This is a genomic window from Mariniradius sediminis (assembly GCF_021491425.1).
In the GTDB taxonomy this organism is placed as follows: Bacteria; Bacteroidota; Bacteroidia; order Cytophagales; family Cyclobacteriaceae; genus Mariniradius; species Mariniradius saccharolyticus.
The window spans coordinates 14,067-36,284 of the sequence record NZ_JAKEVZ010000021.1 but is presented as its reverse complement, the minus strand read 5'-3'; the positions used below and the strand labels follow the sequence as shown (position 1 = coordinate 36,284).

The following is a 22,218-nucleotide window of genomic DNA, read 5'->3' as shown; positions in this document are numbered from 1 at the left end:
TTTTGTCTTCAAAACCCTTCCAAATGACAACGACCGATTTTGAATATACCGAGGACTTTGCCCAGCGCATGGACGATTTGGATCCGCTTCAACATTTCAGGTCGATGTTTCACTTTCCCTACGTCAATGGAAAAGAGGCCATCTATTTCTGCGGCAACTCTCTCGGATTGCAGCCAAAATCGGTGCGGGAATACTTGGACAGGGAGCTCAAAAACTGGGAATTGATGGCAGTGGATGGCCACTTTCATGGCGAAGATGCTTGGTACCATGTGCGCAAAAAATCCAAGCCTGCACTGGCGGAGATCGTGGGCGCCCACGAGCACGAGGTCGTTGCAATGAACAACCTTAGCTCCAACCTGCATTTCCTGATGGTTTCTTTTTACCGCCCAACAAAGGAAAGGTATAAAATCATCACCGAAGCAGGCGCCTTCCCTTCGGACATGTACATGCTGGAAACCCAAGTCAAATTCCACGGATTTGATCCTGCTGATGCGATCATCGAAGTCGCTCCACGACCGGGTGAATACACAATCCGCACCGAAGACATCCTGGCGGCGATCGAGGACAACCAAGACGAATTGGCACTTGTGATGATGGCGGGCTTGCAGTATTACACAGGTCAGGTATTTGACATGGAGGCAATCACGAAAGCCGGGCATCGCGTGGGCATACCCGTTGGATTCGATTTGGCGCATGCGGCTGGCAATATCCCACTCCAACTCCACGACTGGGGCGTAGACTTCGCGGCCTGGTGCAGCTACAAATACCTCAATTCCGGTCCAGGAAACATTTCCGGAATTTTTGTCCACGAACGCCACGCCGACAATACCGAGTTGCCCAGATTCGGGGGCTGGTGGGGCCATGATGAGGCAATCCGGTTCAAGATGGAAAAAGGTTTTGAGCCGATGTACGGGGCTGACGGATGGCAGCTTGCCAACTCGAACGTATTGTCTTTGGCGGTTCATCAGGCTTCCCTGGACATTTTCAAAGACGCTGGAATTGAAAGACTTAGGACAAAAAGTGAACTATTGACGGGGTATTTGGAGTTTTTGATCCGCAAAGTGGGCGTTGCGAATGGCGTATTGGAAATAATTACCCCAAATAATCCAAAGGAAAGAGGTTGTCAGTTATCTTTGCTGGTTCACAAAGGTGGAAAATTGGTTTTTGACCACCTTTATGCCAACGGCGTAGTGGGTGATTGGCGTCACCCCAACGTAATTAGAGTAGCACCCACACCCCTATACAATAGCTTCACGGATGTATTTCGATTTGCAAAGATCCTTGAACATTCCCTACAAAAATTCGCTTAATGCTTAGGCGATAGCTCTCAAACCATGAAAAAAAACGAAATCAGCATCTTGGGTTCTGGACTTATAGGTTCCCTGATGTCCATATACTTGAAGAAAAGAGGACTTGATGTCCAAGTCTACGAAAAACGGGCCGACAATCGGAAGGTCGAGTACAAAGAGGAAGGACGATCCATCAACATGGCGCTCAGCGACCGGGGTTGGAAAGCACTCGACAAAGCAGGTCTGCGGGACAAAGTACTACCACTCACCATACCGATGTATGGAAGGAAAATCCACGACGAGCATGGTAAGACGACTTTTATTCCCTACGGGAAAGAGGGCCAAGCTATCTATTCCATTTCAAGGGGAAGATTCAACCAACTACTTGTAGAGGAAGCGGAAAAACTGGGCGTCGAAGTCCACTTTGACCACCGGGTGGATGAAATAGACCTGAGGACCAATGAGATTTTGGTCACCAATCCCGAAGGCATTCAGGAAAAAATACCGTCCAATGTGATCATTGGTGCGGATGGCGCCTATTCCGCTTTACGAAACGCAATGCTGAAGCAGGTGCGATTTGACTACAAGCAAGAATATATTTCTCATGGCTACAAGGAATTGACGATTCCGGCTACCGAAGCAGGGGAATTTGCGATGGACCCGAATGCGCTGCATATATGGCCTAGGGGAAGCTTTATGCTGATTGCCCTGCCCAATCCTGACAAGTCATTTACGTGTACGCTTTTTCTTCCCTTCGACGGTGAACGGGTCTGCTTCGAGAATATCCGGGACGAAAAAGACCTCCTCGGAATGTTTCAGACCTACTTCGACGATGCGTTCCAACTGATGCCTGATCTGGTGGGGGAATATTTTCGTAACCACACCTCAGCCCTCATCAACATCGAATGCTATCCTTGGATGCTCAAAAACGCCATCCTCATTGGAGATTCATCCCACGCGATGGTACCGTTCTATGGTCAAGGAATGAACTGCGGCTTTGAGGATTGCTATGTCTTGGACGGCTTGATCGAGAAACTGGGAACGAATGTCTGGGAATTGATTTTTGCAAAATTCCAAAAAATGCGTAAGCCAAATACTGACGCCATCTCCCAACTCGCGATGGAAAACTTCGAAGAGATGCGCAACGAGGTAGCCGATCCGAAATTCCTCATCAGAAAAAAAATCGAAGCGAAACTGCACGACCTGTACCCAAAAGACTGGATTCCACTTTACACGATGGTTACATTCTCGGATATTCCCTATTCCGAGGCGTATGCGCAAGGGAAATTGCAGAAAAAAATCATGGACAAAGTCATGTCCAATCCATTGATTACCCAAAACTGGAACAAACTCGATTACGAGGACATTGTCAACCAGATGGATAAAGCGAAAGCCTTTTAACTAAAAGCCCGATACTACAAAACCTATCGGGCTTTTTTATTTAATTTCTCCCAGCCACCTAGTCGAACAAACGATCACTTTTTATTCTCGCTACCAAAGAAATAAAAGCTACAAAACGTGTTCCCAACATAATTGAACAACTCCTGTTAAAATATAATTTTCCCAATATCAAACTTGCTTATTCAGACCGAGTACCTTTCTCCCAAAGGGCAGCGTGAACTTTCACTTCTGGATTTGCCAAATTTTATTTTAAACTACCCAGGTTGGATAGCTGAAAACGGACAAAGTTTAAGCTTAAAAATGGTTTGGAAGTGGGTGAAAACCGCTCCAAATGAGGCATATACAAGGATTGGAAAAAGCAAGCATTATTTATCCACATTTATCCACATTTATCCACAGAGGATAAATTCAAGCATATATCTATCTGATTTTCAATGTTTTAACTTTTATCAAAAAAAGCCAAATTGTGGATAATACGCTGCAAATCAGCAAATTGGAATTATACAGCTAGAAAAAGAAAGTGGATAAATCGGAAAATTGGAATAAAATTTTGTGCCGCAAATCCTCGGAAATTACAAAGCTAATGCCGGTTGCCATGAAAAAAATAATTTGTCCCACAGGCTATACGCTCATTCCCAACAAATGGCTTTTTTACATCTCTATTGAAAGGCTTGGTCAAGACCCAATACCATAATTTGCATTTTTCAGATAAACAGTTGTGAAAAACAAATAATCAGATCGGTGATTTGTATTTACTGTTTTTTGGCTTTTGTACCTATTTTTTTGTTTCGATCATCTCCTGGCCTATACCAGTTCTTTTTCTTTAGCTCTAATCTTCAAGCAAGTCTCTGTCTAATGCAAGCAACGCACCAAGTATCAGGTTTGCGGCATTGACAAAAAACTCCGGCTGAATCCGATCAAAAGTATCTGTTGTTTTGTGGTAATCCTCATGGTCCTCCACTCCAAAATAAATGAAAGGAATCTTGTTGCGATGGAAGGGCGCATGGTCCGAGGAATACGTCCAATCGCCTCTTTCACCGGGAACATCATGACCAAACCTTAACCTGGGTTCGCGCCCTTTTGCTACTTCTTCCAAAATCGGCTTCAAGCTAGGATAGTGATGGGTCCCGACCGCATATAGCTCGCCGTCCTTGTTTCGGCTAATCATGTCCATATTGACATTGAGCACGATTTGCGGAAGAGGAAAAGGAAAGTCCTCAACAAAGGCCCTTGCTCCCTGGATTCCCAATTCCTCGGCATCCAAGGCCGCAAACAACATCGAATGCTGCGGCCGGTTTTTTGAAAAATATTCGGCAAAAGCCATCAAGGCCGCGACACCGGAAGCGTTATCGTCAGCACCGTAAAAGATCTGGTCACCGTTTTTTCCGATATGGTCATAGTGCGCCGTTACCACAATTATCTTGTCTGTTTCCTCGCCTGCTACGAAGCTGACCACATTTGCGGCTCGTTCATAACTTTTTCCACTTCGTCTGTCGGTAAAATCAAAAAACTGAAGGTAGTCCTTGTATTGGGTAGCTAATCCAAGCTCTTGGAAGCGATCTTGAATATATTTCCGCGCCTTGAGTCCACCAGATTCGAGTGTTTTTCTCCCTTCCATTTCCTTGGAGGAAAGGGTCTCTATATCCTTTAGCAATTTTTGGGAATCGATTTGTTGGGAGACTGCATTCGAGAGTTGAAAAAATAAAACAAAGACAAGGCTGTAGATTAATCGATGCATATTACTTTGGAAATTGGTACGTTAATTATATTCGTAAAATTAACAAGATAACTGCCCCGATTCACCTACCCCATGAAATATCTTCCAGCAGGCCTGTTTTGGGTACTTTTTTCACTTTCATCACTTGCACAGGGTTCACTTCCGGAAAGTTTCCTGGACGGCAAATCAGTTGTGTTGATTTCGAATGCCCCGCAAGCCAGACCGGCATTTCTTTGGACCCAATTGGCGGACGAAATCCACAAAGGCCTGGTGGCAGCCGGCGGCGATCCTGTGGCTTATTATGAGTTGGAGGATGTGGCGATTTCATCGGAAACACAAGCGGGTTTTGCTACCCAATTTGCAAAACGCAGAGTCAGCAGCATAGTCGTATTGACTCGGAAGGCAAACGGTACCGTTGAATTGAACATTGGCCCCTTTACCAACAATGCGAATATCATTCCTACAAGTGGCCTTTGGAAATTGGAATCTGCTGATATCGGCAGAATGAATGAATCCTTGGAAGCGATCGGCAAAACCCAAAGCAGCAAAAACTACCTAGTAATTGAGGTACCAGAGTACCCCGCAGGAGCAAGTGCTAGCGTCACGTCAAGACGCTTTTTCAACAGAAATCCACTGAATCTTGATGTATTCAAGCTGGGTATTCCGCTTTCCGGATCCTCAGGTGAAAGCGGTTTTCTAGGAACGTTTCGCTACGATCTGCTTGGTAAAAGCCCGGAAACAATCGCTGCTGAACAGAATGCCGAAAAATCAGGCCTGGAAGCGATATTCAAAGAACTCTATCCACACCAGTATGAGTTTCTCACGACAGCCAAAAGCGACGCAGAGCTGATTCGAGAACGGGTACAGTTTGTATTGGTCAAGGTGGAGGCACGAGAGGGAGACCTAAAAAGCAATATGGGACTTGAAACATCCGGGACAGATGAAAATCGGATCGTCGTCAAATACTATATCCGGTTTCTGGTAAGGGATGAGCTGTATATCGGACCAGTTTGGGATGCAGATCCTGATTGGGAAATCGCTTTGAGAAATTTTCTCACAAACCTCCAAAAATGATCAGAGCCCTCAAGGGGCTCTTTAAAAATCGGTTTGTAAAATGGGGTGACCAAACACTCTCCGCTGCACTTCTATCGATCAATTCTTCTTTTTGGACTCCGAATCCGCACTTCTTTCTATCAAAGCTATTTTTGAGAACGCTTTCAGAGAAGATCATTCAATGACAAAACGCCTCAATTGTCTTTTTGTTTTACGCTCACACTTACCAAACCCTCAATGAGAGGCTATAATCTGGCAAATTATCGTGTGAACCAAGAAACCCATTCAACACTGATTTGCCAAAACGTGGCGCAAAATTAGCGGCTTACTTTGATATAACCAATTGATTTTCTCTATGATAGACAAAACAATCAGTATAAGTCAGGCTTAATAAAAGGCACTAAAGCAAGTAGTACCGCCTGCTGGTAATAGTTTTTGCGATCAAGAACGCCGTTAGTCAAGATCCCAACAGCACCATCCTGTTCCTTTGAGTTTTCCCTTTCGAAGAAGTGATCATCAGCCTTCCCCAACTCCATTCCAGATTTTACCAGTTTTGCTATTTGTTTTGGTAAAAAGAAAACTGATGTCTTGGCTCTTCCAATCCTTCCGTTTTTATCAATGACAACCACCCAAGCAAAGGCGAGCATCTCTCCCTGAAAATCATCCACGCCCCCTTCGATGCCTACCCAAAAATCCGCCTCAGGAAACACGACCTTGGAGTTCTGCGCCCTGTTCAAAGCCCCCTGATACGTTTGTGCATCACCGACAGGCTGGGCAGCGACACCAGACCCTACATTGAGCCCCTCCACGAGATACGAGCTGTCAAATGCCTGGTGGAAGCCCGCTTCGGTACAACTGATTTTTACCGGATTTCTACTCCCGACAATGACTAGATTTTGGCGCTGCTGCTCCTGGATATTTTTTCTTTTTGGAAAAGCCATGAAAAAGGTCTTTATGATAGTTAAAGTAGCTCAATAAACATCGTCCGCGATCAGGCGACGTTGGTGAAAACCTGGTTGACGTCATCATCCTCTTCCAATCGCTCGATCATTTTATTGATTTCTTCCTCCTGTTCCTCAGTCAGTTCGACAGTAGTACTCGGAAACCACTGGAAGTCGGCGTTGATGATCTCGATATGGCGGTCTTCCAGGACCTTTTGCATTTTGCCAAAATCCTCAAACGCAGTATATACAAAAATCTCTCCTTCATTTTCGGCGATCTCTTCCAATCCATAATCTATCAGCTCCAATTCCAACTCCTCAATATCGAGACTGTGCTGCGCAAAACGGAAAACGGCCTTTTTGGTAAACATGAAGCTCACCGATCCTGAAGTACCCAAGGAACCCCCGGATTTGGTGAAATAGTGACGGATATTGGCAACAGTACGGTTGATGTTGTCAGTTGAAGTCTCCACGATCACCGCCACCCCGTAAGGACCATAACCCTCGTATACGATTTCCTCATAGTTTTTTTCATCCTTGTTGGACGCCCTTTTGATCGCAGCTTCGATTCTATCCTTGGGCATCGCTGCACCTTTGGCATTTTGGATGACTGTTCTCAGTTTGCTGTTATTGGAAGGGTCCGGGCCTCCGGCTTTGACAGCCATGACGATTTCCTTGCCAAGACGCGTAAACACCTTGGACATCTTACTCCAACGCTTAAACTTTCTTTCTTTCCGAAATTCAAATGCTCTGCCCATTTTTGATCAATTTGCTAAAAGGTGGGTAAAATTATAAATCTTTTGGTATGCAAACCAAACCTAAAAACCCAATCAAAGTTCTTTTGACCACCCTTTCTCTTAATTATATTTGATAGATTTACCCAATTTTAAATTTTCTTTCTTTTTGGTATGAGCAATCAAGAGTTACTCCCCATCCCCAATATTCCGGACGCAAAGTACAAGAGGATCGTAATTGTGGGAGCTGGCTTTGCAGGCTTAATGCTCGCGCAAAAACTTTCCAACAAGGCCTATCAAGTAGTGTTGCTCGACAAAAACAATTACCATATGTTCCAGCCGCTACTATACCAAGTAGCCACGGCCGCACTTTCTCCCTCGGCGGTATCTTTTCCGCTCCGTAGACTTTTTCACAAGACAGACAACGTAATATTTAGAATGGCAGTGGTCCGGGAAATCGATAAGTCCGCAAAGACTATCCTTACCAATCTAGGCACTTTGACCTACGATATGCTGGTTTTGTCACAAGGTGCAAACACCAACTACTTCGGAAACCAGAATATCAAGAAATTCTGCGCACCGATGAAGACCACGTCCGAGGCGCTCTATATCCGCAATAAGATCATTTCCAATTATGAACGGGCAGTGAACATCGCCAATCCTGCTGAAAGGAAGCCCATCATGAACGTAGTGATAGTTGGTGGGGGTGCCACAGGGGTAGAACTGGCGGGCTCGATCGCCGAATTACGCAACAACGTGCTGCCGAAGGATTATCCCCAACTCAGCTTTGAGAATATGCGGGTGATCCTGATCGAAGCATCCGGGTCCCTTCTCAACGGCTTGACCCAAAAATCCCGCGAAAAGGCCTTGGAGTATTTGCAGAAGCTTGGTGTGGAGGTCATGCTCAATACCATGGTGGAAGATTATGATGGCTTTGTGGTGAAGCTCAAAGAAAAGGATCCGATCGAGACATTGACCTTGCTTTGGGCAGCCGGCATTAAAGCCAATTCACTTATCGGTGTGGAAGAAGATCAAATGGCTCCGAATGGTCGCCTATTGGTTGATGAATTCAACTGCCTGAAAGGCGAAAAAGACATCTATGTCCTCGGTGACCAATGTCTGCAAGTGGAGGAAAAATTCCCGAAAGGTCACCCCCAAGTCGCTCAAGTTGCCATCCAACAATCAAAAAATCTCGCCAAAAACCTATTGGGCGACCTGAAGCAAAAGCCGTGGAAACCATTCAGATACAATGACCTCGGCTCAATGGCAACCGTCGGGAAGAAGATGGCCGTGGTGGATTTGCCTTTTGTGAGCTTCCAAGGATTTTTTGCCTGGTTTGTATGGCTATTTGTACATCTGATGGCGATTTTGGGAGTCAAAAACAAACTGATGGTTTTCATCACTTGGGCATGGAAATACCTCTCATTTGACCCAAGCCTAAGGCTGCTGATTAGGCCACGGTACGTGAAGGATTTTAAGCGGCAATGGATGCTGGAAGAAAAGGACTACGAAGATTGAATTTTCCCAGCGCGATTGATAATCTGTGCCAGATAGGACTCGGGAATTCCGTTCTCTTTTCCACCTTTGACAATCAATTTCCAATAGTCCTCGGCGGGGAAAATGCCTGACTGAACCAGACCGGATTGAAAAGTGAAGGCTTGAATTTTTCCATTTTTTGTCAAAATCTCCTTTTCCACAAAATCATATCCCGGCTCGGATTTCAAAAAATATTGTCGATCGTTAGCATCAATCCAGTACACCAAACCATAGACGGTTTCATTGGGACTTTCCATGATATTGGCCCTTGCGGAACGGTCTGGATTAAGAACGTTGAACCTAAAGCCATGATGTGGCAGAATACCGACGCCCACAAACCGCGGCGATGTCTGCAACCTTCCTTCCAAAGTACCCCGATCAAGATTGCTGGCATATCCAAAGTAGTAAAATCCCTCCATGCCCTGAATTTAAGGTTAATTAACATTGCTTCCTCATCTGTCGATTAAACTTCGGGTAATTCCGCTGGGTCTAAAGATCAAATTCAATCCCAAAGCGAAGAAAGATTCCGGATGATTTCCGAGCCAAGGGGTTGTCAAACCAAATCATAGAAATCATGAAAAAGCTATTATTGATTGCCGTGCTATTTTCCATTGGATTTGCCGCCATGGCGCAAAAAGGTGGACAAAGAGGAAGCTCCACACCAGAAGAACGGGCCGAAAGAATAACGAATAAGATGGTCGAGGAACTCGCACTTTCGGAAGAGCAAAAGAAGAAAATCTATCAAATCAACCTGGATCACGCCAAAAAAAGGCAAGCCGAAATGGAAGCGAGGAGGGCTGCCATGGAAGCCGACATAAAGGCGCAAAACCAAGAGATCGAAGCTTTACTCTCTGAGGAGCAGAAAACCAAATGGTCTGAAATGAAGGCTGAAGGAAAAAAGAGAATGGAAGAAGAAGGCCGCGGCAGGCGGGGCGGACCGGGTAGAGGCCACCGTGGCGGCGGTTCCACGAATTAATCCGACTGGAAAAATGCAGCGGTTGGGCGACCCCAACCGCTGTTTTTTTAGGCTTGTTGCGATTCCTCAATAATCGTGTCACCATAGAGCCACCCGAACTTCCGCATTTCCAGATAGTTCATTTTGTCCCCCAAGTGCAACCGCTTCACAAAGTCGTTGAGCACACTACAGAAGACAGGATAGGTATCCACTTTGTCCGGATCGTAGTCCAGTTTCAAATTGCGGATGTATTTGACATAGATATCCAAATGTTGTCTAGAGAAAATCGGGAACAACTTTGGAAAGTGATAATTGCAATAAAGTGACGCAAATTCCAAAAACGGAGGGTTGTTGCCAACTTTTGCAATATCATCGACCAAGCTGAGATCGCCCTTTGCAAGACGTTCATCAATATTGAGTTTGAGGATATGATCCGAAACTTCCTTAACGCCGCTATAGCGCCTGACATCTCCATCATTGATAGCTGATACTTTGGTGATGATGTCCTCAATATTGTTGTTTTTGGGAATGTCCTGGAAGAGTTCCCAATTCCGAACATCATTCTCAAAATACATCTTCTCGTCCTGAAATATTCCCCAGTATTTTTTGAGTACTTCTTCAAACTTGCTCATGGCCTTTTTGGATTTAGTATCTTAAAGTTAGGGTTATAAATGGGCAAAAAGAATGATTTTTACCACAATAAGTGCCCAGAAAAACAAAAAAATCTAATTCTTTTTCCCAACTAGCCGGATTACAGCGGCTGTGCCTACGTGGAACAATCCTTCGTTCAATTCGACTTCTTTTTCCTCCAAAACGCTAATCCCCAGTCCTGCAAAATCGTCTTGAAGTTCATCGATAGAAAACAACATAGTAGGATCTTTTGGCCCACCAACCCGCTCGTTTTGGCTGTTCCAGCGAATATGTTCCTTACTGAAGCCCTCTAAGATGAGGGTTCCACCGGGCTTCAAACTCTGAAGGAGACGTCGATGGAATAGCCTTCTTTTATCGGCAGGAAAATGTACAAACACCAATGAAACAGCATCATATGCTGACGCTGGTAGATCGATGTGTTCAAATTCACCAACTTGATAGTCAATCAACACACCAAATCTTTCTGCCAACCTAATCGCTTTATTTTTTGCCTCTTCGCTCCAGTCAAAAGCATTGACCTGCCAGCCCAACTGGGCAGCGTAGACGGCGTTTCGTCCTTCGCCCTCTCCTGGAAACAAAATCCTTCCTGGCGGCAATTGTGCGAGTTGCTCCTTCAGGAATTCATTGGGCTCAATGCCATAGGCAAATTCCTTCTCCCGGTAACGCTGGTTCCAAAATTCCTTCATCCTATATCGAAATTGGAGCAAAACATCAATGATACAGATTACATGTCATCTTCTTCAAAATCCTCCTCATCACCTTTTCCCATGTCAAACATGCTGGAGAAAAGATCCTTAAACTGCAATCCGGTATCCAACAGCTTTTTGCTCAATTGGCTGTATTCCGCCAATCCATGGAGCAAAAATTCCATATAGAATTCCTTTTCTCGTTCGGGTAAATTTTGGATGGTCCTAGTCACAATGGATTCGAGACCGGGTACTTGGTGCAGCAGCGATTTGTAGTTTTTGTCGGATTGTGAAGCCAAGATATCAAGACTATTTCCTTCACCGAACCATGCCAATGGCATTACATATGGATTGCCTTGCTTCTCCTTTTTCTTTTGTTCGGGCGAAGGAAAGTATTCCACAAACAAAGTACGTATCGCTTTCCCGATCAGATTGTATGCCACGAGTCCGGCACCTTCCTGTTCGCCTTCATAGACCAATTCCACCTTTCCCGTTATTGCCGGAATAACTCCGATCAAATCCGAAACGCGGACGACGGTGTTCTGTTCCCCATTCAGGTAGAGTCTCCTTTCGGCCGAAGAAATGAGATTTTCATAGGCCGAAATGGTCAAACGGGCGGAAACGCCGCTTTTTTCATCCACATATTCACTCTTCCTGGCCTCCACCGCAATCTGCTCTATCAGGTCCTTCATGAGCTCAGGCACATGGATTTTGGACACGGGCTTACCTTCCAAATTGGCTTCCTGTGCGGTGATTTTTTTGCCGATTTCGATGGTTTTTGGGTAATGGGTGATGATTTGGCTTTCGATCCGGTCTTTGAGTGGCGTGACAATCGATCCGCGGTTGGTGTAATCTTCCGGATTGGCAGTGAACACAAATTGAATATCCAGTGGCAACCGAAGCTTGAAACCGCGGATTTGGATGTCGCCTTCCTGCAGGATGTTGAACAAGGCAACCTGTATCCGCGCCTGAAGATCGGGCAATTCGTTGATCACGAAAATGGAACGGTGTGAACGTGGCACCAAGCCATAGTGGATTACCCGCTCATCGTTGTAAGAAAGCTTCATGGTCGCAGCTTTGATCGGGTCTACATCTCCTATCAGGTCGGCGACAGAAACATCAGGCGTTGCCAACTTCTCCGTGTAGCGATCATCCCGGTGCCACCAATGAATCGGCGTATGGTCACCCTTGGCTGCAATCAATTCTTTTGCATAACTGGAAAGTGGTGCCAACGGGTCGTCGTTGAGCTCGGAACCCTCCACCACGGGCACATATTCGTCCAAAAGATGGGTCATCAAGCGCGCAATACGGGTCTTTGCCTGACCGCGTAAGCCGAGGAGATTGATGTTATGCCGGGAAAGGATCGCTCTCTCGATATCCGGAATTACGGTATCCTCATATCCCCAAATACCTTCAAAGACATTTTCCTTGGCGGAAATCTTTTTGATCAGGTTCTGTCTCAATTCCTCCTTGATAGAACGGGCTTGGTATCCCGCCGCCTTGAGTTCACCAAGGGTTTTTATCTTCAATAAATCCTTGCCATTGAGGCTGTGGTAGTCCATAGGTTAAAACTTTTTGGTTCTGTTTCTTCGATAGTCTTCAAAAATCAAATCCCCCAATCCCTTCAGGCTGCTGTAGTAGGCGTTGCCGTTGTTGACTTTGGTAAACTCCTTTACAAATTCTTTCAAATAGGGGTCGGAGGCAATCATGAAGGTGGTCACGGGAATCTTCAGCTTCCGGCATTGTGCGGCCAACTTCAGTGTCTCATTGAGGATTTTGCTGTCTATCCCGAATGCATTTTTGTAATATTTGATCCCTACCTTGAGGCAGGTGGGCTTGCCATCGGTGATCATGAAAATCTGCTTGTTGGGGTTTTTTCGTCTCCGAAGCAGGTCCATTGCAAGTTCCAGTCCAGCGACCGTATTGGTATGGTAGGGGCCAACTTGCAGGTAGGGAAGGTCCTTAATCTCAATCTGCCAAGCATCGTTGCCAAAAACAATCACATCCAAGGTATCTTTTGGATAGCGGGTTTTGATCAGTTCCGCCAATGCCATCGCAACCTTCTTCGCCGGCGTGATGCGGTCTTCGCCATACAGAATCATCGAATGGGAAATGTCAATCATCAGCACCGTCGATGTCTGTGAACGAAACTCGTTCTCCACCACTTCCAAATCATCTTCCGTTAGAAGGTAATCACTCGCAAACCCATGGTTGATCTGTGCATTTCTGATCGAATCGGTCAGCGCGATTTGGTCGATATTGTCTCCAAAAGCGTAGGGCCTACGATCGGTTCCTTTTTCTTCCCCTTGCCCCGAGTGCACGGTCCGGTGTTGTCCGCCTTTCGCTCGCTTCAGTTTTCCAAAAATCTCCTCCAAGGCATTTTTCCGGATCGTTTGCTCTGATTTACCGGTGATTTTGATTTCCCCCTTTTGGTTTTCCTCGGTGATATAGCCCTTGGTCTTGAGGTCTTCGATAAAATCCCCGATGCCATACCCTGGGTTGGTCATATTGTAGCGTTTGTCAAGGTTGGTTAGCCAAGACAAAGCTTCTGCCACATCCCCGCCGGTCATGGTCACCAATTGCAGGAAAATGTTGAGCAGGTTCTCAAACGTGCTCTTCTCCGGGTCTTGGATTGGTTCGTATTTGGTAAAGCGGAATCCCTTCATGATATGGTCTAACAAAAACTTGGTGAAGCTGGTTTGAAAACAATTTTGTTTTTATCAAAATCGACAAACTATTATCGCCACACGAAAGTTTGGGTACATTTTTTCACAAACAATTTCGCTATCAGGTAGTATCCAAACGACTCCTTCATACCGGAAAATTGCTTTGGCAACATATTCTTCGGAAAATGTAGGGCCAAGCAAAACCAAACCCCAGCAAAATCTTAACAAGCAAAAAATGAACGTTGTCGACCTCAATATTTTATGTCCAAAATTTTAACACAGAGTATTTATCGAGTAAATTTCATAAATCAACCAGCCTCCTATGTCCTCCAAAGATCAGTCAACTTCGCAAAGGCCCGGAATCGATCCTGTCTTTCATTACGCCATCCAATTGCTGGCCTTGGCCCTGCTTCTGGTTTGGTGTTTTTATATAATCCAGCCATTTATTTCCATCCTCGTATGGGCCGCGGTACTTTCCACGACACTTTTCCCACTGCACGAGACACTCAAACGGAAACTGAACAACCGAAATGCGCTTTCTGCCACGATCATTACCATTTTTCTTTTAGTAGCGATAATCGGTCCTGGCGTATGGATATTGACAGCCACGGCTGGGGAATTCAAGGAACTGGTGGAAGAATTTCGTGCAGGAGAATTGCATGTCCCTCCACCGCCAGAAAAAGTAGCTTCATGGCCCATCGTGGGCAATAAAGTCTATGGGCTATGGACAGAAGCCTCCTCCAGCCTGTCTGCTACCGTCTCCAATCACCAAGAAGAATTGAGACCTGTGTTGCTCAAGTTTTTTGGCCTAATCAAAAGTGCGGCAACTGGTATTCTGTTTTTTGCAGCATCGATTATCATCAGCGGAGTACTGCTTGCCTATTCGAAGGAAAGTGGCGCCGCTCTTCGAAATATTGCGGTCGCGCTTGCCGGAAAAAACGGTGAGAAAATGGCCGAAAACGCCGAAATTACAGTAAGAAACGTGGCAAAAGGAATCTTGGGTGTGGCTTTACTACAGACAATCCTGGCAGGTTTCGGAATTGTCTTGGCGGGGATTCCCTTTGCTGGAATTTGGATCGCACTTTGTCTTATACTAGCCATCATCCAGGTTGGGATTTTGCCGATCTCCATTGGCGTGATCGTCTATATCTGGGGCGCGGCAGATACCACCACTGCCATCTTGCTGACAATCTGGATGCTCTTGGTGGGTGCCTCGGACAATGTCTTAAAGCCTATCGTCATGGGTAAAGGCGCTCCGGTACCGATGTTGGTCATTTTTATCGGTGCTATCGGAGGATTTATTCTTTCTGGGATCATCGGTTTGTTTACCGGTGCAATTGTCCTTTCGCTTGGCTATAATCTCGCAACTAAATGGATGAATCCAACAAACGAAACTCGCTCAGCCTAGATAAATGATTTTCAGGGGTTTAATAATGGAACAGTAGGCCGATTTATTTCATTTTCCGACACAAATTAACGCCCTCGGGCAACAAATGGGAGCTTTGCTTTGTTTTTGAAAAAAACTATTCAAACATGAACTCCTACCTATTTCCCGTTTACATGACTACCGCGGTCTTGATCGTGTATGTGACCGCCATTCTCGCAGGAATCAATGCCGCGATCATCATGTTCATCTTCTCTATATCGCCGGCATTCGTGATATGGATGGTATACCGAGTCCTTACAGCCAATGTCGAAGTGAAAGCCACATTCGACGAAAAATGGTATGAAGATCAATAAAAGCGTGCGCGTTTTTGGAAAAGTGCAAGGGGTATATTTCCGTCAAAGCACTTTGGCGAAAGCCCTAGAATTCAACGTTACCGGTTGGGTCAAAAATGAGCCTGACGGATCAGTTTCTGCAGAATTGGAAGGCGATGAAGCACACATCTCGACGATGCTGGAATGGATGAAAAAAGGCCCCGAAAGGGCCTCTGTCGACAAAATTCAAATCAGTGAAGGTAAGGTAAGAGAATATTCCGATTTCAGGATTATCAGGTGATGCCTACTTTGGACACTCTCCTTTTTCAAAAGATTTCACCCCGCTGATTCCGGCAATACAGGAATTTCCGTAAGTCTTTCCGTCACAGCCGCAAACCGGGTCATATATCATGATGCAGGCCATATCCTTTCGGACCATTTCGGGGTCAATACAATCGGCCAATACCTCATCCGTGGGATTTTGTTCTTCGCATTGGAACGACATCATGAGCAAGGCAAACAAAGCGATAATGAAAGATTTGGTTTTCATAGTTGTAGATTTACTTCAATAAGACGCATGTTGATGCCAGATATGCGACAATTTATTGAATGTTTTTTTCGCTTTTTTGACAACGAAAAAATATTTCGAAAAAATTGAACATAAATAATTTTAATTGGTAATTTTCAAACCCGAAACATGTTTAATTACATCGGTAAGTCACCCAACTCACCCAATTTTCTATTATGGTTATTTTAGGATTGAACTACTATTTCCACGATTCCACAGCCTGTATCGTGGTAGACGGCAGATTGGTGGCGGCAATCGAAGAAGAACGATTGAACCGCGACAAACACACCAAGCTTTTTCCGCAATTGGCTATCGAGCGTTGCCTAAAAATGGCAAACCTCAGCTTCAAAGACATTGACCACATCGCCGTATCGATCAAACCTGATCTGTATATCGGCAAAAAGATCAGGTACGGATTGAGTAATCCAACAAGCCTGCGCTATTTGGTCAGCCACGAATTTGTACATGCCTACCGCAGGCAAAAGCAGTTTTGGCGCTGGTACAAGGGAATCTATGAATCGGAAAACATCGGTCCAAAGGTGCATTTCATCCCACATCATTTCAGCCATGCGCCAGGATCATTTATGGTCTCACCTTACAAAAAGGCCGCATTGTTGGGCCTTGACGGCTCGGGCGAATGGGGTTGTACCTTTTTGGGATATGGCGATGGAAATCGCATAGAACAGTTTGGCGAGACATTTTTCCCACATTCTTTGGGTTCATTCTACGAAGCCGTAACCCAATTCTGTGGGTTTCGGACGAATTACGACGAAGGGAAAACAATGGGCCTTGCACCGATGGGAGATCCAAAGGTATTCTACGATATCGTAGAGAAAATCGTCCACGTCAACGCAAAAGGTGAAGTCACGCTGGACCTCAGCTACTTCAACTTCCAAAAAATGCAGTCAGGTGCCGATTCCCACCTCTCTCCCAAGTTCATCCAAACATTTGGTAGACCGAGAAAGCACGGCGAGGAATTTGAAAAATACCACATGGACGTGGCGGCGGCATTTCAGAAAGTGCTGGAAGACAAAGTACTTCAGATCTGCGAAATCCTGCATGAAAAGACCAATGCGGACTATCTTGTCATATCCGGAGGTGTTTCCCTCAACAGCGTCATGAATGGGAGAATCGTGCGCGAAAGCAAATTCAAAGATGTCTACGTCATGCCGGCTGCTGGGGACAACGGAACGGCGATCGGCGCAGCATTTTATCTGTACAATGGTATGCTCAAGCAGCCAAGGAAATTCGTACACCTGAATCCTTACATCGGCACGGAATACAGCAATGCCGAAATCGAAAAAGTGCTGAAATCCTGCAAACTCACCTACACGGAACACGAGGATATCTGTGAAGTAGCAGCTACGTTGCTAGAGCAGGGTAAAATCATCGGATGGTTCCAAGGTCCGATGGAAATTGGGCCGCGGGCTTTGGGAAGCCGAAGCATCTTGGCCAATCCGGCATTCCCGGATATGAAGGCCAAGATCAATTCCGAAATCAAATTCCGGGAAGCATACAGGCCTTTCGCTCCTTCTGTAATTGTAGAAGCGAAAAATGAATTCTTTGACCTGGAAGTCGAAGCGCCATTCATGTTGAAGGTTTGCAATGTATTGCCGGAACAGCAATCCGTCATTCCCGCCATCACCCACGTGGACGGCAGCGCGCGCGTACAGACTGTGCGCAAGGAAATGCATCCGCGGTACTATGAAGTCATCGAGAAACTCGGCAAAAAGACTGGCGTTCCAGTCGTACTCAATACAAGCTTCAACATTCAAGGTGAACCAGTCGTCGAATCACCCAAAGATGCGATCCGCTGTTTCTATTCCAATGGCCTGGATGCACTGGTGTTGGGAAACTTTCTGCTTGTCAAAAAAACAGTCTCCCTTTCTGGCTTGGAGGAAAGAATGATGATGGAAATTGTAGAAAAATAAATGAGACATCAAAAAGGGGCGCCATGTGTGCCCCTTTTTTGTTTGTAGCCGGAAGACAAATCCCTTCTTTTTGGTGCGTTGCCAACCTAACTTCGCAAAACCATCAGACTTCCAACTACATGAAGAAAGCGAAGGATATCTTTTTCGAGTTTGTCAATCAACTTTCCGAAAGTTACCCAAAGCCAGAAGCCGAAAGCCTCGTATCATGGCTCTTTGAGGAAAATTTGGGATTAAAAAAATCTGATTTGGCGAGTGAAATCCAAATCGAAAGTATTCCAGATAGCCTCAGTGAGGCGTTTCGCCAGTTGTTATTGAACAAACCGATCCAATACATTCTCGGAAAGGCGCCCTTCTATGGCAGGGAATTCATCGTCGATCCCTCGGTCCTCATTCCCAGAAACGAGACGGAGGAGTTGGTACATTGGATTTTGCAAGAAAACAAATCACCCAATCCAAAGATATTGGATGTTGGAACGGGTTCGGGATGCATTCCCATCACGCTAGATTTAGAGATGAAAAACGCGAATGTCTATGGAATGGATATTAGTGCGGATGCTTTGGAGGTAGCCAAAAAAAACAACCGCCTTCTCGGTGCCAACGTGCAGTTTATACATAAAGATATTCTCAGTGAACCCATTGGCTTGTCTGATTTGGATATTGTCGTAAGCAATCCGCCATACGTGCTCGCATCAGAAAAAGACCAAATGCTTCCGAATGTCTTGGATCACGAACCGCATTTAGCCCTTTTTGTCGAAGATGAGGATCCCTTGCTTTTTTATCGCATCATTGCGCAAAAAGCGAAACAGGCCCTTCGTACCGGAGGAAGTCTCTATTTCGAAACGAATGAAACCAAAGCGGAGGAAGTCTGCCAATTGCTGAAAGGTCTCGGATATGCAGAAGTCGAAAAAAAGTCCGATATCAACGGCAAAGAACGGATGGTAAAGGGAGTATCCCCCGGAAACATTTGAATTCGATGAAGGTAACTTCATCAATTCTTCATGTTCCATTGCGTGCTTTACGGTATCATTATCCAAAAAACCCATGAAAACCCTGCTTTTGGTAACCTTTCTTTTCTTCTCCACCGTAAGTCTCGTGGCACAGACACAGGGAGGCAAAGATCCCAAGATTCCGGTGATCGAAAGAAAGTCGGATCCTGTCGTCGGAAACACGCCTTCGTCAGCGACGCCGGCAGGGCCAAGACAACGCGGAGTGAGTATTTCTAGTGCAGCCCGTAGAAGTTCCCTACAGACCCCGCCTGCACAAGGTGCAAATGGACATGTGGAAACAACTGGAAATGCCAAACAGGGAAAGTCGATTGCCAACCAAATGCGCCAAAATCGTATCGAGCGACCCAACGCCGGCAATCGTCCCAACTTGAGAGTTCCTGCGGCAAGGCCTTCCGTGCCGGTCGTAAGGCCCAACAGACCTCTTCCCAATAGACCAATCAGACCCATTCGCCGTCCAGGGGCCCGGATTTGATGGGCGCGTAGCTTAATCACTTGAGTTTTTTTCCACATTTGAAATCGTGGATACAAATGAAGAAAAGAGTTTTTCTAGTTATCTCAATCGTATTGTCCCTTGTGTCGGAAAAAGTCCTGGCACAGGAATCCGATTCATCGTATACGGAGGAAAACTACCCAAAAACTGGTTTCATCATCCTCAGCGGAAAATACCAAAACGCGTTCACCTTCCTCGGTAGGGATTTCGGACAAACCATTCCCTTCATCAACTTCGATGCAATGTACATGTTGGACGGTGGCTTGTACATGAATCTGGGGGCATTCAAATTCCTTCAAACCGAGGTCCCTTTTCAATATGCTGCCACTTTGGGCTATGCCAAGGAACTGGGAAAAAAGACAGACGTACACCTCAGCTATAGCCAATACTTCGTGACGGATATGAGCGAAGTGATCGGCATCCAAAACTTGGGATTGTTGCAAACCACCTTTGGCTTGGACTGGAATGTTCTTTATTCGACCTTCCAAGTACAGGGCTTATTCAATGAACATCCCGATTTTTTCGCCAGCATGACACATTCCAGGTATTTCCAATTTGACCAAAAATTGTTCAAAGCCGTCATGGTTTCCTTTGAACCGACCTTCGAGCTACTTGCAGGCACAAGTCAATTTTATTGGATGGGCGGATTTGAGGAAAGCAATTTTACTTCGCATGAATTCAGCAAATTCAAGTTGCTGAGCGCTGAAGCCAGCATGCCTCTGGTTTTTGGAATTGGGGGCTGGGACCTCGAATTCGAAACCAGATACGTAATGCCCATGAATACTGCCGAATTTGACAATTCGGAAAATCGATTTGTCTTTTCCCTGGGACTTTCCCATGCAATACCCATTCAAAGAAAGAAATGAGAATTCTCCTAATTGAAGACGAAAAACAGCTGGCCAAGGAAATCAAGGCCTTCCTGCGGGACGAAGGATACATTGTGGACCACAGCGAACGGCACGCTGATGCATCGGAAAACATCGCAATCAATACCTACGATTTTATCCTTCTTGACCTGGGATTGCCCGACGGCGATGGCATGGGGCTGTTGTCGGAAATCCAGAAGGCCCAACCACACGCCGTAACCATTATCCTGACCGCAAGGACCGAAGTCAACGACCGTGTTTTGGGTCTGGAAAAGGGTGCCGACGACTACCTCGCAAAACCTTTTTCCCTCTTGGAACTGAAAGCCCGCATGGCTGCCATCCTCCGACGAAAAAGCGGCTGGAATCGTGAAGAAATCAATATTGGCTCCTTTAAATTGGATTTGGGGAGCCGAAAAGTCATTTTTGGAGAATCGGAAATCAATCTCACAAAGAAGGAATTCAACGTGCTGCATTTTCTTATCCTCCACAAAAACCGCGTCATCAACCGCTACCAGCTATCAGAACACCTTTGGGGTGATCATATAGAGGATGATTACCAATCCAATTTTATCGATGTGCATATCAAAAACATCCGTAAAAAGCTCGGAGAATTTGGGGATGTCTCTTGGTTGGAAACGATCCGCGGCATCGGATACAAAATCAAAGCCCAATGATGCGCCTCAGCACAAAGATGCTTTTGTTCAATCTTTTGGGAAAAGGATTGATTTTATTGCTATTCATCGTTGCAGCACCAAAGATCCTCCAATACTATGCCCTGCGAAACACCGACAAGCAGCTCTTGTCGAAGCGCGAACAGGTCTTGGATATCATCAGGGAAGAAGGCATGGTCAATTTCTTTGAAGATGGGAGCGGCGAAGATGGTTTTGGCAGCTACAATATCCTGAAGGAAGAATACATCCTGCTCGAAAAAATCTCCGAACCTTTCTATCTCGACTCGATCTATACAGAAGATCGGATATTGGACAATGTGGCCGTGACCTACCGCGTAAGTTCCTTCATGTTCGAGTTTGAGGAAGAATTTTACCTCCTTGAGATCGGGAGAAGCTTGCAAACGATCCAAGATATCGAATCGATCGTCTTCAGAATCCTATACTTCACTGTTTTTGGATTTCTGGTGCTCACGATTTTTCTGGATGCCGCTTTCAACAAGTGGATCATGAAGCCGCTATTGCGTTTGGTGAGCGAAAAGCTATCCCAAATCAAGGAACCGCAGCAGTTTTCCCATCAACCCTTATCTACCAATACCGCTGAGTTCCGGGTGTTGGACGATGCGATCGGCGATATGATGAAGCGAATCCAAAAAGCCTTCAACCAAGAAAGGGAGTTTATATCCCATGCTTCCCATGAACTCAAGACCCCGATTTCGGTATTGCAATCCAAAATTGAAGTATTCTTTGCTGCGCCGGATTTGAGCGAATCGCAGATGCAAAAGCTCATGGATATGCAAAGTACTGTACAGGAAATGAAGAAGGTGGTGAATTCCCTGCTTTTGATTTCCAAGGTCAACAATGCCCAATTTGTCAAAGATGAGACGATCCATGTGGATAAGTTATTGGCTGATATCCACGAAGAATGGGAAATCGCTGCGGAGGAGAAAAAAATCAAGCTCCAATTCCACGCCGCAGGAAAGCATGTGTGGGGGCCAAGCAATGTATCGCTTTTTCGTATCATGATTCAAAATGCCCTGACCAACGCATTGAAGTATGCAGGTGAAAGCACCAGAATCGATATGAGACTACTGCAAAAATCAGGTCATCTCGAAATACAAATTTCCGATCAGGGGCCTGGCATCCCGAAAGAAATCATGGAGCAAATCCAAAGCGGAACCGTCTTTTTGAAGGATGCGCAAAACGACCGCTCAGGCTTTGGATTGCTGCTAATGCATAAGATCGCCCTTTTTTTAGGGATTCAAGTACAGCTTGAAAGTGACAACAAAGGCACTCTGGTTAGCTTTCTCCTTCCAACAAACAATTAAGGGGCCCTTTTTTATTGGGAAAAAGCCACACCA

23 protein-coding genes are annotated in these 22,218 nt (G+C 45.5%); 14 read left to right on the top strand and 9 right to left on the bottom strand.

The features are described 5' to 3' along the window. Nucleotides 1-23 precede the first annotated feature (23 nt). Both kynU and L0U89_RS18945 read left to right on the top strand, forming a co-directional pair. A complete protein-coding gene (gene kynU / locus L0U89_RS18950; protein ID WP_234862960.1) occupies nucleotides 24-1,310 on the top strand; it encodes a kynureninase in 1,287 nt (428 codons plus the stop codon). A 24-nt stretch (nucleotides 1,311-1,334) separates the two neighbouring features. Further along, nucleotides 1,335-2,690: an FAD-dependent oxidoreductase gene (locus L0U89_RS18945; protein ID WP_234862959.1), complete on the top strand. Its 1,356-nt coding sequence runs from the start codon at nucleotides 1,335-1,337 to the stop codon at nucleotides 2,688-2,690. An 829-nt stretch (nucleotides 2,691-3,519) separates the two neighbouring features. Here L0U89_RS18945 and L0U89_RS18940 read toward each other — a convergent pair. After that, nucleotides 3,520-4,428 (bottom strand): M28 family peptidase, encoded by a 909-nt coding sequence (locus L0U89_RS18940; protein ID WP_234862958.1) that lies wholly within the window; start codon nucleotides 4,426-4,428, stop codon nucleotides 3,520-3,522. Between the two features lie 72 nt (nucleotides 4,429-4,500). Here L0U89_RS18940 and L0U89_RS18935 point away from each other — a divergent pair, with 72 nt between their 5' ends. Next, nucleotides 4,501-5,481 (top strand): NTPase, encoded by a 981-nt coding sequence (locus L0U89_RS18935; protein ID WP_234862957.1) that lies wholly within the window; start codon nucleotides 4,501-4,503, stop codon nucleotides 5,479-5,481. A 350-nt stretch (nucleotides 5,482-5,831) separates the two neighbouring features. Here L0U89_RS18935 and yjjX read toward each other — a convergent pair whose 3' ends face one another. Continuing rightward, entirely contained in the window at nucleotides 5,832-6,401 is a 570-nt protein-coding gene (yjjX, locus tag L0U89_RS18930) for an inosine/xanthosine triphosphatase (protein WP_008628146.1), read from the bottom strand. A 50-nt stretch (nucleotides 6,402-6,451) separates the two neighbouring features. Next, nucleotides 6,452-7,159 carry a YebC/PmpR family DNA-binding transcriptional regulator gene (locus tag L0U89_RS18925; RefSeq protein WP_234862956.1) on the bottom strand — a complete coding sequence of 236 codons (708 nt, stop codon included), beginning with the start codon at nucleotides 7,157-7,159 and terminating at the stop codon, nucleotides 6,452-6,454. Nucleotides 7,160-7,309: 150 nt separating this feature from the next. Here L0U89_RS18925 and L0U89_RS18920 point away from each other — a divergent pair, with 150 nt between their 5' ends. Further along, nucleotides 7,310-8,653, top strand: a complete 1,344-nt coding sequence (locus tag L0U89_RS18920) for an NAD(P)/FAD-dependent oxidoreductase (RefSeq protein ID WP_234862955.1) — start codon at nucleotides 7,310-7,312, stop codon at nucleotides 8,651-8,653. On the opposite strand, the gene L0U89_RS18915 is transcribed toward L0U89_RS18920, so the two are convergent. Continuing rightward, the gene (locus tag L0U89_RS18915; protein ID WP_234862954.1) at nucleotides 8,641-9,090 is read right to left on the bottom strand and encodes a gamma-glutamylcyclotransferase family protein; all 450 of its coding nucleotides are present in this window, start codon (nucleotides 9,088-9,090) and stop codon (nucleotides 8,641-8,643) included. The genes L0U89_RS18920 and L0U89_RS18915 overlap by 13 nt on opposite strands. Before the next feature lie 155 nt (nucleotides 9,091-9,245). Here L0U89_RS18915 and L0U89_RS18910 point away from each other — a divergent pair, with 155 nt between their 5' ends. Then, a complete protein-coding gene (locus tag L0U89_RS18910) occupies nucleotides 9,246-9,647 on the top strand; it encodes a DUF4890 domain-containing protein (RefSeq protein ID WP_234862953.1) in 402 nt (133 codons plus the stop codon). A 47-nt stretch (nucleotides 9,648-9,694) separates the two neighbouring features. Here L0U89_RS18910 and L0U89_RS18905 read toward each other — a convergent pair whose 3' ends face one another. The 4 genes from L0U89_RS18905 to L0U89_RS18890 all read right to left on the bottom strand — a co-directional run bounded on the left by L0U89_RS18905 (nucleotide 9,695) and on the right by L0U89_RS18890 (nucleotide 13,629). Beyond that, on the bottom strand, nucleotides 9,695-10,258 hold the full coding sequence (locus tag L0U89_RS18905) for an HI_0787 family protein (protein WP_234862952.1): 564 nt from the start codon (nucleotides 10,256-10,258) through the stop codon (nucleotides 9,695-9,697). A gap of 93 nt (nucleotides 10,259-10,351) precedes the next feature. Further along, on the bottom strand, nucleotides 10,352-10,963 hold the full coding sequence (locus tag L0U89_RS18900) for a class I SAM-dependent methyltransferase (protein ID WP_234862951.1): 612 nt from the start codon (nucleotides 10,961-10,963) through the stop codon (nucleotides 10,352-10,354). A gap of 38 nt (nucleotides 10,964-11,001) precedes the next feature. Further along, entirely contained in the window at nucleotides 11,002-12,525 is a 1,524-nt protein-coding gene (locus tag L0U89_RS18895; RefSeq protein ID WP_008628160.1) for a P-loop NTPase family protein, read from the bottom strand. Between the two features lie 3 nt (nucleotides 12,526-12,528). Further along, nucleotides 12,529-13,629: a vWA domain-containing protein gene (locus L0U89_RS18890; protein ID WP_008628161.1), complete on the bottom strand. Its 1,101-nt coding sequence runs from the start codon at nucleotides 13,627-13,629 to the stop codon at nucleotides 12,529-12,531. 322 nt (nucleotides 13,630-13,951) lie between these two features. On the opposite strand from L0U89_RS18890, the gene L0U89_RS18885 reads away from it, so the two are divergent. From L0U89_RS18885 to L0U89_RS18875, 3 genes are all read left to right on the top strand, one after another. Further along, nucleotides 13,952-15,037, top strand: coding sequence for an AI-2E family transporter (locus L0U89_RS18885; protein WP_234862950.1), 1,086 nt, complete (start codon nucleotides 13,952-13,954; stop codon nucleotides 15,035-15,037). Between the two features lie 125 nt (nucleotides 15,038-15,162). Further along, a complete protein-coding gene (locus tag L0U89_RS18880; RefSeq protein WP_234862949.1) occupies nucleotides 15,163-15,369 on the top strand; it encodes a hypothetical protein in 207 nt (68 codons plus the stop codon). Next, complete coding sequence (locus tag L0U89_RS18875; protein WP_234862948.1) at nucleotides 15,356-15,628, top strand: acylphosphatase; 273 nt, start codon at nucleotides 15,356-15,358, stop codon at nucleotides 15,626-15,628. The genes L0U89_RS18880 and L0U89_RS18875 overlap by 14 nt, the downstream gene beginning before the upstream one ends. Nucleotides 15,629-15,631: 3 nt before the next feature. Here L0U89_RS18875 and L0U89_RS18870 read toward each other — a convergent pair whose 3' ends face one another. Continuing rightward, entirely contained in the window at nucleotides 15,632-15,877 is a 246-nt protein-coding gene (locus L0U89_RS18870; RefSeq protein ID WP_234862947.1) for a Kazal-type serine protease inhibitor family protein, read from the bottom strand. 194 nt (nucleotides 15,878-16,071) lie between these two features. Between L0U89_RS18870 and L0U89_RS18865 the strand changes: the two genes are divergently transcribed. The 6 genes from L0U89_RS18865 (at nucleotide 16,072) to L0U89_RS18840 (ending at nucleotide 22,185) form a co-directional block, all read left to right on the top strand. After that, nucleotides 16,072-17,826, top strand: a complete 1,755-nt coding sequence (locus L0U89_RS18865) for a carbamoyltransferase family protein (RefSeq protein WP_234862946.1) — start codon at nucleotides 16,072-16,074, stop codon at nucleotides 17,824-17,826. A gap of 23 nt (nucleotides 17,827-17,849) precedes the next feature. Next, complete coding sequence (prmC, locus tag L0U89_RS18860; RefSeq protein WP_369413260.1) at nucleotides 17,850-18,794, top strand: peptide chain release factor N(5)-glutamine methyltransferase; 945 nt, start codon at nucleotides 17,850-17,852, stop codon at nucleotides 18,792-18,794. A gap of 73 nt (nucleotides 18,795-18,867) precedes the next feature. Then, the gene (locus L0U89_RS18855; protein ID WP_234862945.1) at nucleotides 18,868-19,305 is read left to right on the top strand and encodes a hypothetical protein; all 438 of its coding nucleotides are present in this window, start codon (nucleotides 18,868-18,870) and stop codon (nucleotides 19,303-19,305) included. Between the two features lie 56 nt (nucleotides 19,306-19,361). After that, nucleotides 19,362-20,189 (top strand): hypothetical protein, encoded by an 828-nt coding sequence (locus L0U89_RS18850; RefSeq protein WP_234862944.1) that lies wholly within the window; start codon nucleotides 19,362-19,364, stop codon nucleotides 20,187-20,189. Continuing rightward, the gene (locus L0U89_RS18845; protein WP_234862943.1) at nucleotides 20,186-20,863 is read left to right on the top strand and encodes a response regulator transcription factor; all 678 of its coding nucleotides are present in this window, start codon (nucleotides 20,186-20,188) and stop codon (nucleotides 20,861-20,863) included. Before L0U89_RS18850 ends, L0U89_RS18845 begins: the two co-directional genes overlap by 4 nt. After that, nucleotides 20,860-22,185, top strand: coding sequence for a sensor histidine kinase (locus L0U89_RS18840; protein ID WP_234862942.1), 1,326 nt, complete (start codon nucleotides 20,860-20,862; stop codon nucleotides 22,183-22,185). The genes L0U89_RS18845 and L0U89_RS18840 overlap by 4 nt, the downstream gene beginning before the upstream one ends. The last annotated feature ends 33 nt before the right edge of the window (nucleotides 22,186-22,218 follow it).